This is a genomic window from Klebsiella sp. X1-16S-Nf21, assembly GCF_002837615.1.
GTDB lineage: Bacteria > Pseudomonadota > Gammaproteobacteria > Enterobacterales > Enterobacteriaceae > Klebsiella > Klebsiella variicola.
On sequence record NZ_PJDK01000026.1, the window covers coordinates 19667 to 35062 of the forward strand.

Sequence of the window (15396 nt, forward strand, 5' to 3'; positions counted from 1 at the left end):
TAAGCTAAGTGTAGAGTCCAGCAGGGAAAAGGCGGCAAGATTTTTACATGAAGCGAGCCCGGTAGCAGAAATGCGACCGGGCTCTTGCAGGATCAGATAAACAGTACGCCAACGAGGGTGATGACGCTGAGGATTGCCGCCAGGCCGTAGAAGACCCACTTACCGTTGGGTACATGGATTTTCAGGTCGTGCATGGCGTGGTGAATACGGTGTAGACCGCACCACAGCGGCAGAACAATCATCAGAAAGATGAATGCGCGGCCGATAAAGCTTTGGGCAAAAGCCAGCACGCGCTCATAGCTGAAGGCGTCTGCCGGGGCGAGCCCCAGCGGCAGCAAGATGCCGACCAGCAGCACCATCACCGGCGCGACGATCGCGCCCCACATGCCGCCTGCGCCAAACAGCCCCCAGAATACGGGTTCATCGGAACGTTTCGGATTGGGATTAATCATCTCAGCCTCCTTACCAGAACAGGGCCACAAACAGGATCACCACAGTGACCACCGCCGTTACCACCCAGAGCCCTTTAATGACCGGCTCTGGCCCCATTTTTTCGCCTTTGATGATGACGTTGGCGGCTTTCGGCGCCAGCTCAAACCAGGTTTTGGTGTGCAGCAGCGCCGCCGCCAGGGTAATCAGATTGAGGATCACCACCACCGGGTTTTGCAGGAATCCGATATATCCCGCCCAGCTTTCGGCGCCGTGCTTGAGGGCAAACAGCCCGTAAATCAGCACAATGCTAAACCATACTGTCGGTACCGCTGTCCCTTCCCGCACCATGTAGAAGCGATAAAACGGCAGCTTTTTCCACCAGGTGGAGGTCATTGGCCGCACGTAGGGTTTGCGTTTCGTCGTCATAATGCACTCCTTAGCGTGGTTTCAGGGTGGCGATAAGAAAGTCTTTCGAGCTTTCCACCTTGCCCTGCTGGATCGCGGCCGCCGGGTCGACGTGCTTCGGACACACTTCCGAGCAGTAGCCCACGAAAGTACAGGTCCAGACGCCGTTCTGGCCGTTAAGCTGCGCCATACGTTCCTTTTTGCCGTGGTCGCGGCTGTCTTCGTTGTAGCGGTGGGCGAGGGTGATCGCCGCCGGGCCGATAAATTCCGGATTCAGGCCGAACTGCGGGCAGGCGGCATAGCACAGCCCGCAGTTGATGCAGCCGGAGAACTGATGGTATTTGGCCATCTGGGCTGGCGTCTGCTTGTTTGGCCCCTGGTCCGGCGTGCGGTTATTGCCGATGATATACGGCTTAATGGCCTCCAGACTTTCGATAAAGTGGGTCATATCCACCACCAGATCGCGTTCGATCGGGAAGTTGGCCAGCGCCTCAACTTTGATGCCTTTGGTGTAATCACGCAGGAAGGTTTTGCAGGCCAGCTTCGGCACCTTGTTGACCATCATGCCGCAGGAGCCGCAGATCGCCATCCGACAGGACCAGCGGTAGCTCAGGTCCGGCGCCAGGTTGTCTTTAATGTAACCCAGCGCGTCCAGCAGCGAGGTTTGCTCATCATAGGGCACGTCATAGAACGCGCTATGCGGTGCGGTGTCGACCTCCGGGTTGTAGCGCACCACTTCGACTTTCAGGGTTTTCAGCTCAGCCATGGGTGGTCTCCTTCTTCTCGGCCGCTTCCGCTTCGGCGCCATAAACACGTTTTGCCGGTGGCAGCGTGGTGATCTTCACGTCGTCATATTCCAGACGGGTGGTGCCATCGGCCTCGCGGAAGGCGAGGGTGTGCTTGAGGAAGTTGACGTCGTCGCGCTCGGTACAGCCCTCATCCAGACGCTGGTGCGCACCGCGCGATTCTTTTCGGGCGATGGCCGAGTGCGCCATACATTCGGCAACGTTCAGGCCGTGTCCCAGTTCAATGGTGTACAGCAGGTCGGTGTTGAACACGCTGGAGTTGTCGGTAATGCGCACGCGCTTGAAGCGCTCCTGCAGCTCAGCCAGCTTATCGATAGTTTTCTGCATCAGCTCCGGCGTACGGTAGATGCCGCAGCCTTCCTCCATCGACAGCCCCATTTCGTCGCGGATTTTCGCCCAGTTTTCGTTACCTTCCTGGTTAACGAGATTTTTCAGCCGTTGCTCTACATCGGCGGCCTGTGCATCCAGTGCGGCACTATTTGCCTCAGTCGTCTGTGCGGCGCGCTGCATAGCCTGTTCCCCGGCCAGGCGGCCGAAGACCACCAGCTCGGCCAGCGAGTTGGAACCCAGACGGTTGGCGCCGTGCAGACCGACGGACGAGCATTCGCCCACGGCAAACAGCCCTTTGATCCGGGTTTCGCACTGCTGATCGGTTTCGATACCGCCCATGGTGTAGTGCGCGGTCGGGCGCACCGGGATCGGCTCTTTCACCGGGTCGACGCCGACGTAGGCTTTCGCCAGTTCACAGATAAAGGGCAGACGCTCCAGCAGTTTTTTCTCGCCGAGGTGGCGGAGATCGAGGTAGACCACGTCGCCGCGCGGCGTCGGGATGGTGTTCCCTTTCCGCCATTCGTGCCAGAAGGCCTGGGACACTTTGTCGCGTGGACCCAGCTCCATATATTTGTTCTTCGGTTCGCCGAGCGGGGTCTCCGGGCCCATGCCGTAATCCTGCAGGTAGCGATAGCCGTTTTTGTTGACCAGAATCCCGCCTTCACCGCGGCAGCCTTCGGTCATCAGGATCCCGGAGCCCGGCAGGCCGGTCGGGTGATACTGAACAAATTCCATATCGCGCAGCGGCACGCCATGGCCCAGCGCCATACCCATACCATCACCAGTAACGATGCCGCCGTTGGTGTTGTAACGATAGACGCGCCCGGCGCCGCCGGTAGCCAGCACGACCGCGTTAGCGCGGATCTGCACCAGGGTGCCTTCCATCATATTCATCGCTACCAGGCCGCGGGCCTGCCCGTCATCGACCAGCAGGTCAAGGACGAAATGTTCATCAAAGCGCTGAATTTGGGGAAACTGAAGGGAGGTCTGGAAGAGAGTATGCAGCATGTGGAAGCCGGTTTTATCGGCGGCAAACCAGGTGCGTTCGATTTTCATCCCACCGAAGCGCCGGACGTTGACGCTGCCGTCGGGGCGGCGGCTCCACGGGCATCCCCACTGTTCCAGCTGGGTCATTTCCGTTGGGCAGTGATGAACGAAATAGTCGACGACATCCTGCTCGCACAGCCAGTCGCCTCCGGCGACGGTGTCGTGAAAATGATACTCAAAGCTATCGTGATCCTGGGCAACGGCTGCGGACCCCCCTTCTGCAGCGACCGTATGGCTGCGCATCGGATAGACTTTAGAAATCAGGGCGATTTTGGCATTGGGGTTGGCCTGGGCGGCGGCGATAGCGGCGCGTAGGCCTGCTCCGCCAGCACCAATTACGGCGAGATCGGCTTGAAAAGTTTGCACGACATTCCTCCAGTTTTAGTGTATTTCGCCGCCGGGCTGGCGAAAAAGTATCACTGCTCCTTTATAGGTACAGGAGTATAGCCGTAGGGTCAGTAAGGAAAATTGACGTGTTCGATTTTTTTATCGATATGTGCGGTTATTTATCAGTGATATTTATGCATTCAGGTTAACGATAGATTAATGGCATGTAATCTGCCGGGGATTGCACAAAATTTGTTTCACTCGCCGGTTGCGAGTAGACTTCGTGCCCTTAATTTGCAATCGGAGAAAGTACCATGAGCGAGACGGCAACCTGGCAGCCGAGCGCACCCATTCCCAATCTGTTGAAACGCGCGGCGGTGATGGCGGAAATCCGCCGTTTCTTTACCGATCGCGGCGTGCTGGAGGTGGAGACGCCTTGCATGAGTCAGGCGACGGTAACGGATATTCATTTGTTCCCGTTCGAAACCCGTTTCGTCGGCCCGGGCCATTCACAGGGACTCAATCTGTACCTGATGACCAGTCCGGAATACCATATGAAGCGCCTGCTGGCGGCGGGCTGCGGTCCGGTTTTCCAGTTGTGTCGCAGCTTTCGTAATGAAGAGATGGGCCGGCATCACAACCCGGAATTCACCATGCTGGAGTGGTATCGTCCGTGCTATGACATGTATCGCCTGATCAACGAGGTGGACGACCTGCTGCAGCAGGTTCTGGAGTGTCAGCCAGCGGAAAGCCTCTCCTATCAGCAGGCGTTCCAGCGTCATCTGGATATTGATCCGCTCTCTGCTGATAAAACGCAGTTGCGTGAAGTCGCGGCGAAGCTGGATTTAAGCAATATCGCCGATACTGAAGAAGATCGCGACACGCTGCTGCAACTGTTGTTCACCATGGGCGTGGAGCCGCACATCGGTAAAGATCGGCCGACGTTTATCTATCATTTCCCGGCCACCCAGGCCTCGTTAGCGCAGATCAGCCCGGAAGATCATCGGGTCGCTGAGCGCTTCGAGGTTTACTACAAAGGTATTGAGCTGGCGAATGGTTTCCACGAGCTGACCGATGCCCGCGAACAGCGTCTGCGATTCGAGCAGGACAACCGCAAACGCGCCGCGCGCGGCCTTCCGCAGCAGCCTATCGATAACAACCTGCTGGCGGCGCTGGAGGCGGGCCTGCCGGACTGCTCCGGCGTGGCGCTGGGCGTTGACCGTGTGGTGATGCTGGCGCTGGGTGCCGAAAGCATCGGTGAGGTGATCGCCTTTACGGTCGACCGCGCCTGATGGCGCTGTCACCTCCTGCCGCCTGAGAGCGGGGGAGGTGACAGACCCGCCCTGACCGATCCTCCCTCACGCTATCCCGGCTTTAGCCCGAATACCCACAATCTCCTCCCGTGCTTTTGCTACTATCCGCGCTCATTTTTTGAGGCCAGGCGTTGCCTGTTGGGTGATGCCCACGTTTGGATAGATTTATGCATCAACAATTCAAGAAGATGAGCCTGATTGGGCTGATTCTGATGATCTTCACTTCGGTGTTTGGCTTTGCCAACAGCCCGTCGGCGTTTTATCTGATGGGCTACAGTGCGATGCCGTTTTATCTTTTTTCCGCCCTCTTTTTCTTTATTCCGTTCGCGCTGATGATGGCGGAGATGGGCTCGGCTTATCGTCGCGAAGAGGGCGGGATCTATTCCTGGATGAACCACAGCGTCGGGCCGCGCTTTGCTTTCATCGGCACCTTTATGTGGTTTGCGTCGTACGTGGTGTGGATGGTGAGTACGGCGGCTAAAATTTGGGTGCCGTTATCCACCTTTTTGTTTGGCGCGGACAAAACCCAGACCTGGGCGCTGGCTAGCCTGACCCCGACGCAGACGGTGGGCATTCTGGCAGCCTGCTGGATGGGTGTCGTGACCTTTATTGCCGTCAAAGGGATCAATAAAATCGCCAAAATCACCGCCGTCGGCGGCATCGCGGTGATGGGGCTTAACCTGGTGCTACTGCTGGTGAGTGGGGCGATCCTCCTGCTCAACGGCGGCCATTTCGCCCAACCGTTAAACTTCACCCTTTCACCTAATCCCGGGTATCAGTCGGGCATGGCGATGCTGTCGTTTGTGGTATTTGCCATCTTTGCCTATGGCGGAATTGAGGTGGTCGGCGGCTTAGTGGATAAGACTGATAAGCCGGAAAAGAACTTTGCCAAAGGTATTATCATCGCGGCGATCGTTATCTCGGTCGGTTACTCGCTGGCGATTGTGCTGTGGGGCGTGAGCGCCAACTGGCAGCAGGTGCTTGGCGCGCGTTCGACCAACCTCGGCAACATCACCTATGTGCTGATGACCAGCCTTGGGACGACGCTCGGCCAGGCTCTGCACCTGACGCCAGAGTCGGCGGCCCTGACCGGAGTCTGGTTCGCCCGTATTACCGGCCTGTCGATGTTTCTCGCTTACACCGGCGCGTTCTTCACCCTCAGCTATTCTCCCCTGAAAGCGATTATCCAGGGCACGCCAAAAGCGCTCTGGCCGTCGGTGATGACCCGTCTCAACGTCAACGGCATGCCCGCCGCGGCGATGTGGCTGCAGTGTCTGCTGGTCGGGGTGTTTATCGTACTGGTATCGTTCGGTGGGGATAGCGCTTCCGCGTTTTATAACAAGCTGACGCTGATGGCCAATGTCTCCATGACCTTGCCCTATCTATTCCTGACCATCGCCTTCCCGTTCTTCAAGGCGAAAACGCATCTTGACCGACCGTTCGTGATTTTCAAAAACCGTTCGTCGACGCTGCTGGCGACCGGCGTGGTGTTGCTGGTGGTGACTTTCGCCAATATCTTCACCATTATCCAACCCGTCATCGACAGCGGGGACTGGAACAGTACCCTGTGGATGGTCGGTGGACCGATCTTCTTCTCACTGCTGGCGCTGGGGATCTACGAAAGCTACCGTCGGCGCATGGCGTCCGGAGCGCTGGTGATGGAGAGTTAAAGAACCTGCCCGGCGGTGCAGCCGGGCAGGGGATGGTTTACAGGCTACCAGCCGTACGGCGGCTGGTTTTTCCGGCCGAGGTCATGGTTTTACTGCTTTGCCTGCCGTCGATACTTTCCAAACGCATCTGGAACGGAGGGAACGGCATATCAATGCCATGTTCGCGGAAGCCCGCCAGGATCAGCTGATGCATCTCATGGCGCAGCGGCATGCGATGCCCCATCTCCGCGGCAAAAATACGCAGCTCGAAAATCTGGATCCCCTGCTGCAGGTCGACGAGAAACGCTTCCGGCGCCGGGGTATCGATGACCAGCGAGCAGCGATGCGCCGCGGCAATGAGAATTTTCGTGACCTCGTCGGTATCGGCATCCACGGGTGCCGGCACCGTCAGCACCACGCGGGTGACTGAGTCTGACAGCGACCAGTTGATAAACTGTTCGGTGATGAACGCCTTGTTCGGCACGATAATCTCTTTCCGGTCCCAGTCACTGATGGTGGTCGCACGGGTATTAATGCGGGTGACGCTGCCCGTCAGGTCGCGAATGGTGACTGTATCGCCGATGCGGATCGGCTTCTCAAACAGGATAATCAGGCCGGAGATAAAGTTGGCGAAGATCTCCTGCAGGCCAAACCCGAGACCCACACCCAGCGCGGCGACCAGCCACTGCAGCTTCGACCACTCAATACCGATCATCGAGAAGCCCACCAGCCCGCCGACGAGCATCAGCAGATATTTGGTGATGGTGGTGATGGCGTAGCCGGTGCCGGGCGTTAAATCGAGATGCTGGAGGATCGCCAGTTCCAGCAGCGCGGGCAGGTTGCGCACCAGCTGAGTGGTGATGATCAGCACCAGAATGGCAATCAACACCGCGCCAAGCGTGATCGGCTCAAGGCTTTCCACCCCTTGTACCGTCGAGGTCACGTCCCACAGCGAGATATTCTCAAGGAAGCCAAACGCCGAATGAATTTCCGACCACAGCACGATGACCGACAGCAGCGCGATCAGCATCAGCAGGGAACGCACAAGCCGCAGCGACTGGGTACTGATGGCATCGAGATCGACCTCGCTGACCTCCGTCTCCACCGACCCCTCCGGACTGCTGACGTGAACGGGCTCATCTTCGCCGCGGGCGCGCTGGGCGAGAATTTCCGCGCGACGGTGGCGGGCCCGGTCGAAGGCCAGCCGGCGGCGCTGGATCAGCATCCAGCGGCGGATGATGTGATAGACCACCAGCAGCAGGAACCAGATGGCGACCGAGGTTTCCAGACGCGCAAGCAGCGCCTGAGCGGTGGCGAGGTAGCCGACGGCGGCCGCCAGCATGGCCACCAGCGGGGCGCCAAGCATCAGGTTCCACAGCAGGCGGTTCACCATATTGTCGCCATTCCCCTCTTTATCCAGATAGAGCGGAATACCGGCGTGCTTAAGGCTCAGGGTAACCACCGCCAGCGCGCCGCAGATCAACAGGAAGCACAGGCGGCCCAGCGAAGCGGAGAACTCGCGGTCGTTAAGATTATCAAACATGATCAGCGCCATAATCAGCGGCACAATCAGCCCGATGCTCATCAGGTAGTAGCGCATCGCTTTCGCCACGCGGTTACGCGGCCAGCCGAAGTGGGCGATAAACAGCCCGTTTGGCCGGGCGAAGGTGGCGCAGATCATCACCACCCACAGCAAAGGCACGGTCGCCGTGACCCCATCGCCTATCGCCACCGCCAGCGGGAAGGGCCAGGCGGACTGCAGGCCATAGCCGAGCGTCATCCACAGCACCGGCAGCGGCGAGGCCACCAGTATCGACCAGAAGACCGTGCGCAGCGTCAGCCAGAAGTGATCCTGGGTGACTTTCCCCACCCGGGCGCTGGAGCGCTCAAGGAAGCGGGTGAAATGGCGTCGGGAGCTGATGCTAAAGCCAACCAGCAGCAGGGCGGCAAACAGCGGCAGCAAGGTCTCTTTGCTGGTGAGCATCATCGCGCTGGCTTTGCCCAGCTCGCTGATGGTATCCAGGGAGATCAGACGCCGTAGATCCTGGACAATCTCCAGCGGCCAGGAGAAGCCGATGGGGCTGACGTCCGAAGTCCAGAACAGATAGCGGTGGGTCGCTTCGTTGATCTCTTTCAGCGCGTCTTCCAGCTGGCCGTTGGCGACCTTCAGCTTAGTGAGCTCCAGCATCAGAGTATCGCCGCCGCGCAGCAGCGAGTTCAGCAGCTCGTTCTGCGTGCGCAGCTGCGCCTGCAGGATCTTGTTCTGCTCGCTGGTCAGCGGTTGGCCGTCGGCCTGACGGATCTGCCGCAGCTGTGGTTGCTTACTGAGTAAATCTTCAAAGCGCAGACGCTGCACGCGCAACTGTGCCATTTCCGTATCCAGCTGCTGTGGGCGAGGGCGTTCCGGCAGTCGCGCCACCTGGGCGCGTAAGGCTTCACCCAGCAGGTTGGAAGAGCCCAGCCACTGCGATTGCTCGCGCAGGGTGTTTAACGCCTGGCGCACCTGCAGCGTTTGATTCGTCGCCTGCCGCTGCTGGGAGGCCACCAGATCCATGCGCTGCGCCTGCTGGTTCAGCGCCTGGGAGAGCTCCCGGTTGACCTTGAACTGCGCGGTGATGTCCGGCGGCAGGTTTTCACTGTTCTCCGCCAGCAGTTCGGTGCTCTCCAGCGCCTTTTCCGCCTCCCGCTGGCGCTGGCTGTTCTGTAAATTGCGCAGCGCCTGCAGATAGGCATCCAGTTGTTCGCTCTGCTTTTGCGCCAGCTCGGAACGGGCGCGCGACAGCTCCTGGCGGTTGTTGGCGGAAAGCTGGGCGAGGTCGAGTTCATCCACCAGCGCCTTCAGGCGCGCCGATTCCGCCTGCAGGGCAAGATTCTGCGCCTGGGCGAGAGCATTGTTGCCGGTTTGCGTGCCGATGCGGCGCTCAACCTCATTGAGCTGACGACGGGCATCGGTTTGCTGTTGCGGCAGCTGGTTCAGGGAGTCGGCGATTTCACGCGCGCGATCCTGCTCCTGCTGCGCCTGGCGGCTCGATTCCAGCAGCTGGCTGCTGACCTGCAGGATCTCCTGGTTCAGCGCATCGGCGGTCAGGCCGGTTGGCACCTGGCGCGGTTCTTCGCTCAGATTGTTGAGCTGGGAGCGCAGGCTTTGAAACAGTTTGGGGAAATTATCGATAACGTCCTGATACTGACGGGCGCGCTCGAGGGACGATTTTTGCTCCTCAAGCGCGTTCAGCGCGGACTGCAGAACTTCAACGGTTTCAGGCTGGGCGGGCTTTGCCGCCTTCGCCTGTTCCAGTTCCTGGGTTATCTGTTTAGCATCCGGGGCTGTCGCAGCGTACGCCCCGAAACTGAGGCTCAAGGCCAACAGGAAAGTGTATATCAGGCGCACGGCATAACCCTTTTTGCTGAAGAATTAACCTTGGTCTTGTGTATCGTCAACCAGCGGGCTGGCGCGGTGTTCGGCGCGGATCTCTTCTTCCGGTAACGGCGCGGGTTCAGCAGCGGTGCTGGCTTCCACGGCGGTCGCCAGCGGTTGGCCGATTTTAGTCACGGACAGGCTTTGCAGCGAGTCGACCAGCTTCACCTGGCCCGGGGCAAACAGGTTGATCACGGTGGAACCCAGTTTGAAGCGGCCCATCTCCTGGCCTTTCAGCAGGGCGACGGAGCCTTCGCTGTCACCCGCGGGCCAGGTCCAGCGTTTAATAATGCCTTCGCGCGGCGGGGTCACGGTGCCGGACCACACGGTTTCGATGCTGCCGACGATAGTCGCGCCCACCAGAATTTGCGCCATTGGGCCAAACTCAGTATCAAACAGGCAGATGACGCGCTCGTTACGGGCGAACAGGTTAGGCACATTCTGCGCCGTCAGATGGTTAACCGAGAACAGGTCGCCAGGAACGTAGATCATTTCGCGCAGGATGCCGTTGCACGGCATGTGCACGCGGTGATAGTCGCGCGGCGACAGATAGGTGGTGGCGAAGCTTCCGTTACGGAACAGGTCGGCCATTTGATAGTTGCCGGCCAGCAGGGCTTCCAGGCTGTAGTCATGACCTTTGGCCTGCAGGATTTTATCGTCTTCAATGGCGCCAAGCTGGCTGATCACGCCGTCTGCCGGCATCACCAGCACGTTGGGATCGGTATTCAGCGGGCGAACGTCGTCGCGCAGCGGACGCACAAAGAAATCGTTGAAGGTGCGATAAGCCGCGGTATCCGGCTTCTGCGCCTCTTTCATATCGACCTTGTAGTATTTCACGAACAGATCGATGACCAGTTTCGTCAACCAACCTGCGCGTTTGCTCGCACCCCAGCCTGCGAGGCGGGTGAGCCACAGTTTAGGCAGAATGTATTGCAGTGAAAGTTTAAGATCGTTTAACAAAGTAGCCTCCAGGCCATGATATGTCGTTCCTGACCCCGCCCGCGGGCGGGGTCCTGAAAAAAGGGGACGATTCTATACGTAAACCTCGCCAAATGGCATCCGCGTTAGTCGCAGTTTGACCGCGTCCTGGCAGAGCCTGACGTGATGCTCAGCTTAATGATCAGTCATCGGACGAGGAAAAGTTTTTACGCGTTTTTACCTGTACCTGCTCCATGCTTTCGAGGATGCGGTGGTAGTTCTCAAAACGGCTTTCGGCGATCTTGCCGTTCTCTACCGCTTCGCGAAGCGCACAGCCAGGATCGTTATCGTGTTTACAGTCGCGGTATTTGCAATGGCCTAAATAATCATGGAATTCGACAAAGCCATGGGTGATTTGTTCCGCTTCCAGATGCCAGAGGCCGAATTCACGAACGCCCGGCGAATCAATCACATCGCCGCCGTGCGGGAAGTGGTAGAGGCGCGCCGCGGTGGTGGTGTGCTGGCCTAAGCCGGAAACGTCCGAGACATCATTGGTGAGGATTTGATCCTCATTCAGCCCCAGCAGGGCGTTCAGCAGGCTCGATTTACCGACCCCGGACTGCCCGGCGAAAATGCTGATGCGGTCGGTCAGGGCCGCTTCCAGCGGCTTGAGGCCGTCCTGAGTCCGGCTGGAGACCATGAGCACGCGGTAGCCGATATTGCGGTAGATGTCCATTTGCTCATTGACGAAGCGCAGGCCATCGTCATCCAGCAGATCGATTTTATTCAGAACGATTAACGGCTCGATATCCTGCGCCTCGCAGGCCACCAGATAGCGATCGATAATATTCAGCGACAGTTCAGGCAGGATCGCGGAAACCACCACGATCTGATCGATATTGGCGGCGATAGGCTTCACGCCGTCGTAAAAATCCGGACGCGTCAGGACGGAGGCGCGCTCGTGCACCGCTTCGACGATCCCTTTGACGTTTACGCCGTCGGCGGCGTCTTTACCCGGCCGCCAGACCACGCGGTCGCCGGTGACCAGCGAACGGATTGTCCGGCGAATGTTGCAGCGATGGACGCTACCGTCAGCGGATTCGACGTCGGCATGCATACCAAAGCGACTGATGACAATGCCTTCCGACGTTTCGCCAAACAGGTTGTCATCGTAGTCGGCCTTCTCCGCAGTGGTTTTCAGGCGGCGCTGGTGGTTGGCGTTGACGCGGCGCTGCTGGCCTTTGGAGAGTTTATTTTTACTCAATCGAACTGGCTCCTGGTCGCCCTGATGGGGCAAAACCTCTATGATACACGCTATTTTAGATGAATATAGTCACGCAAGAAGGGTGGAAAATAGCATGAGTGCAAATGAAAACAACCTCATTTGGATCGATCTTGAGATGACAGGGCTGGATCCGGAGCGCGATCGCATTATCGAAATCGCCACCCTGGTGACCGATGCCAACCTGAACATTTTGGCTGAAGGGCCGACCATCGCCGTGCATCAGTCGGATGCTCAGCTGGCATTAATGGACGAGTGGAATGTGCGGACGCATACCGGCAGCGGACTGGTGGATCGCGTGAAGGCCAGCGCCGTCAGCGAGCACGATGCCGAACTGGCGACCATTGAGTTTCTTAAGCAGTGGGTGCCGGCGGGCAAGTCGCCGATCTGCGGCAACAGCATCGGCCAGGATCGTCGCTTCCTGTTTAAGTACATGCCGCAACTGGAAGCCTATTTCCACTACCGCTATCTGGACGTCAGCACGCTGAAAGAGCTGGCTCGCCGCTGGAAGCCGGAAATTCTCGACGGCTTTAAAAAGCAGGGCACCCATCAGGCGATGGACGATATCCGCGAGTCGGTTGCCGAGCTGGCCTACTATCGCGAGCATTTCATTAAGCTGTAAACCAATACCGGGCCTGGTGCGGCCCGGTACATCTTTCTGATTATTTAAACCACTTTTGCTGCATCTGCTGGAAGTCAGGCGTCGCCATGACCGCGGTCAGGGCATCGTTGATGGCATTCAGCAACTCCGGATCGTCTTTGCGCACCGCAATCGCATACTGCTTACCGTAATAAGCCGGGTCGGTGGCCCGCTCATCCATGATGGCGTAGTCAGGGTTCTCTTGTTGCCAGGCGTCAAGGGTGGCGAAGTCGCTCATGACGCCGGTTATTTCGCCGGCTTTCAGCGCGGCTAAAGCGCTGGCGACGTCGTCGTAAGGGATCGCCTGCACGGCCTTCTGCTTATTGCGCAGATAGTGCTGGTGCAGCGTGCCTTTCACCACGCCGATTTTTTTGGCTTTCAGATCGGCAAAGGTATGGGCGACATCTTTATTGACGATCACCACCCCGGAGAGGGCCTGGCGATAGGGGCGGCTAAAGGCGACCTGCTTCTCGCGCATTGGGATCACTTCCATACCGGCAATCACCGCATCAAACTTCTTAAAGCGCAATGCCGGGATCAGGGTATCGAAACGCTGCGCCGTAAACTGGCACTGCGCCTGCATCTGCTGGCACAGGGCGTGAGCGAGATCGATATCGAAGCCGACGGGCTGATTTTTGCCGTTGGCGGTGACAAACGGCGGATTGGCCGTGGTAGTGCCAAAATGGAGCGTCTCGGCTGACGCGGTTCCGATGGCCAGCGTGCTCAGCAGCAGGACGGTGAGGACTTTTCTCATGCTAATTCCCTGTTTGGCGTCGTGGTGGCCACGTTATACGTCGCGCCACCGCACTATGATGCGAGCGATTTTGCGTCATTCAGCCGGGCGGAAAAAGCAATTTTGCCCGTTATGACGCTTATTTATACAATTCAGCGGCGTAGGTGGCGAGAAAATGTCCATTTAAACAAAAAACGCAAAAAAGTGATCGTCAGGGGGTTGCAGGGGCATCGAATTCTCGTATAATGCGCCTCCCGTAACGACGCAGAAATGCAAATTACGACGCCATCAAAATATGGCAAAAAAAGCAGTAACGCGGGAATAGCTCAGTTGGTAGAGCACGACCTTGCCAAGGTCGGGGTCGCGAGTTCGAGTCTCGTTTCCCGCTCCAAAATTTGAAAGCACCATCCTGATCACAGGGTTTCAACTCGCAGATGCGAGGCGAAAGCCGAAGATTAAGCGGGAATAGCTCAGTTGGTAGAGCACGACCTTGCCAAGGTCGGGGTCGCGAGTTCGAGTCTCGTTTCCCGCTCCAAAATTTGAAAGACATACCACACCAGTCGCAGTATTCAGGTTGCTACACGGTAGCTTGAATGACGATGATTAAGCGGGAATAGCTCAGTTGGTAGAGCACGACCTTGCCAAGGTCGGGGTCGCGAGTTCGAGTCTCGTTTCCCGCTCCAAATTTTCTTCCATCTCTTATTTATCCACAGTGCAATCCAGCGCCGGGGATGATTTTCATTTGATATCCAGAAATACTGTGAACAGAGTTATCCACAGGTTGTCGTTCCGTCTTTGACGGCGTAAATGCTTCGCTTTGTAAATAGTATCTTTATATGCCATTGAAATTTAAAAATTAAATTTCATTTCGAAATGTTAATCCGATCACTTGACCTCGGTCTGCGCCTTGAAACGCAATGTGTTTTAGATTTTATTCACAGCCTGTGAATGAATCAGGCGTCGCGCGGCAAGCCTTTCTCTACCACCCTGACCAGTCGTAATTTTTTCGGCAGTTGTACTTCGACGGCGTCGGCGTTCCGCTTGTTTATTTGCTCAGCGATAGCCCATTCGATGTGCTCGTCGAGAAGCGGGTGCTCACCCCGGCGACTCTCCAGCGCGCGAAGATGGGCTTCATCCCAGGGCGCATTGCCCAGCGCGACGGCGATATTGCGCAGCCAGCGCAGGTGGCCAATGCGACGAATCGCCGACCCTTCGGTTACCTTCAGAAACCACGCTTCGCTCCAGGCGAACAGCTCCACCAGCGGTGGCGCATGCAACGCTTTGCGTGGACTGAAATCCTCTTCATCGGTGAGCTGTGAGAAACGGTTCCACGGACAGATCAACTGACAATCATCACAACCGTAAATACGGTTGCCGATAAGCGGACGGAACTCCTCCGGGATAGAGCCTTCCAGTTCAATGGTGAGATAGGAGATGCAGCGCCGGGCGTCGACGGTGTAGGGCTCAACGATGGCGCCGGTGGGGCAGATGGTCATGCAGGCGACGCAGCGTCCGCACTCCTCCGCAACCGGGCTGTCGACCGGTAGAGGCAGATCGATCAGCAGTTCGCCGAGGAAAAAGAATGATCCCGCGTCGCGGCTTAAGATAAGTGAGTGCTTACCTGTCCAGCCAAGGCCCGCTTTTTCTGCGATTGGCCGCTCCAGGATAGGCGCGGAATCGACAAAAGGTCTAAAATTGAGCGAAGCACACTGTTCCTGAATCTTCTCCCCCAGTTTTTTCAGGCGATTACGTAGCAGCTTATGATAATCACGCCCGAGGGCATAACGGCTGACGTAACCCAGTGCGGGATCTTTCAGGGTGCGGGCAAAGGCGGCGTTGGCGGGCAGATAGTTCATCCGCACGCTGATAACGCGTAACGTACCGGGCAGCAGTTCGTGGGGACGGGCGCGCATCATACCGTGACGGGCCATCCACTCCATTTCGCCGTGGTATTGTTTATCCAGCCATGCCTGCAGTTTGGGTTCACTAGCGCTGAGGTCGGTATCGGCGATACCCACCTGCTGGAACCCGAGCTCTGTGCCCCACTGTTTGATTTGTTGCGCTAACTGAACGAGATCGAGGGGCTGTGACATGATGGA

The 15396-nt window shown here is 57.8% G+C and carries 12 protein-coding genes and 3 tRNA genes; 6 read left to right on the forward strand and 9 right to left on the reverse strand.

The features are described from left to right. Positions 1-92: 92 nt before the first annotated feature. The 4 genes from frdD to frdA are packed head-to-tail and all read right to left on the reverse strand — an operon-like array spanning position 93 to position 3386. The gene (frdD, locus tag CW267_RS13740; protein ID WP_002885526.1) at positions 93-452 is read right to left on the reverse strand and encodes a fumarate reductase subunit FrdD; all 360 of its coding nucleotides are present in this window, start codon (positions 450-452) and stop codon (positions 93-95) included. Positions 453-462: 10 nt separating this feature from the next. Continuing rightward, on the reverse strand, positions 463-858 hold the full coding sequence (frdC, locus tag CW267_RS13745; RefSeq protein WP_002885530.1) for a fumarate reductase subunit FrdC: 396 nt from the start codon (positions 856-858) through the stop codon (positions 463-465). Between the two features lie 10 nt (positions 859-868). Beyond that, entirely contained in the window at positions 869-1603 is a 735-nt protein-coding gene (locus CW267_RS13750) for a succinate dehydrogenase/fumarate reductase iron-sulfur subunit (protein ID WP_049139942.1), read from the reverse strand. Then, positions 1596-3386: a fumarate reductase (quinol) flavoprotein subunit gene (frdA, locus tag CW267_RS13755; protein ID WP_094918171.1), complete on the reverse strand. Its 1791-nt coding sequence runs from the start codon at positions 3384-3386 to the stop codon at positions 1596-1598. Before frdA ends, CW267_RS13750 begins: the two co-directional genes overlap by 8 nt. Before the next feature lie 275 nt (positions 3387-3661). Here frdA and epmA point away from each other — a divergent pair, with 275 nt between their 5' ends. Then, positions 3662-4639 (forward strand): elongation factor P--(R)-beta-lysine ligase, encoded by a 978-nt coding sequence (epmA, locus tag CW267_RS13760; protein WP_008807206.1) that lies wholly within the window; start codon positions 3662-3664, stop codon positions 4637-4639. 188 nt (positions 4640-4827) lie between these two features. Then, complete coding sequence (yjeM, locus tag CW267_RS13765) at positions 4828-6330, forward strand: glutamate/gamma-aminobutyrate family transporter YjeM (protein ID WP_064166252.1); 1503 nt, start codon at positions 4828-4830, stop codon at positions 6328-6330. A 37-nt stretch (positions 6331-6367) separates the two neighbouring features. Here yjeM and mscM read toward each other — a convergent pair whose 3' ends face one another. The 3 genes from mscM to rsgA form a co-directional block, all read right to left on the reverse strand. Continuing rightward, positions 6368-9697: a miniconductance mechanosensitive channel MscM gene (mscM, locus tag CW267_RS13770; RefSeq protein WP_022064597.1), complete on the reverse strand. Its 3330-nt coding sequence runs from the start codon at positions 9695-9697 to the stop codon at positions 6368-6370. Between the two features lie 24 nt (positions 9698-9721). Next, positions 9722-10684, reverse strand: a complete 963-nt coding sequence (gene asd, locus CW267_RS13775) for an archaetidylserine decarboxylase (protein ID WP_012969117.1) — start codon at positions 10682-10684, stop codon at positions 9722-9724. A 160-nt stretch (positions 10685-10844) separates the two neighbouring features. Further along, the gene (gene rsgA / locus CW267_RS13780) at positions 10845-11906 is read right to left on the reverse strand and encodes a small ribosomal subunit biogenesis GTPase RsgA (protein WP_008807202.1); all 1062 of its coding nucleotides are present in this window, start codon (positions 11904-11906) and stop codon (positions 10845-10847) included. A gap of 94 nt (positions 11907-12000) precedes the next feature. Here rsgA and orn point away from each other — a divergent pair, with 94 nt between their 5' ends. Continuing rightward, positions 12001-12546 carry an oligoribonuclease gene (gene orn / locus CW267_RS13790; RefSeq protein WP_004206435.1) on the forward strand — a complete coding sequence of 182 codons (546 nt, stop codon included), beginning with the start codon at positions 12001-12003 and terminating at the stop codon, positions 12544-12546. A 40-nt stretch (positions 12547-12586) separates the two neighbouring features. Here the strand turns inward: orn and CW267_RS13795 are convergent, their stop codons facing one another. Further along, positions 12587-13318 carry a transporter substrate-binding domain-containing protein gene (locus tag CW267_RS13795; RefSeq protein WP_032731766.1) on the reverse strand — a complete coding sequence of 244 codons (732 nt, stop codon included), beginning with the start codon at positions 13316-13318 and terminating at the stop codon, positions 12587-12589. 294 nt (positions 13319-13612) lie between these two features. Between CW267_RS13795 and CW267_RS13805 the strand changes: the two genes are divergently transcribed. The 3 genes from CW267_RS13805 (at position 13613) to CW267_RS13815 (ending at position 13980) form a co-directional block, all read left to right on the forward strand. Beyond that, a tRNA-Gly gene (locus tag CW267_RS13805) sits at positions 13613-13688 on the forward strand. A gap of 68 nt (positions 13689-13756) precedes the next feature. Then, a tRNA-Gly gene (locus tag CW267_RS13810) sits at positions 13757-13832 on the forward strand. A 72-nt stretch (positions 13833-13904) separates the two neighbouring features. Then, a tRNA-Gly gene (locus CW267_RS13815) sits at positions 13905-13980 on the forward strand. Between the two features lie 270 nt (positions 13981-14250). On the opposite strand, the gene queG is transcribed toward CW267_RS13815, so the two are convergent. Next, positions 14251-15390 (reverse strand): tRNA epoxyqueuosine(34) reductase QueG, encoded by a 1140-nt coding sequence (queG, locus tag CW267_RS13820; RefSeq protein WP_008807198.1) that lies wholly within the window; start codon positions 15388-15390, stop codon positions 14251-14253. Positions 15391-15396: the final 6 nt, after the last annotated feature.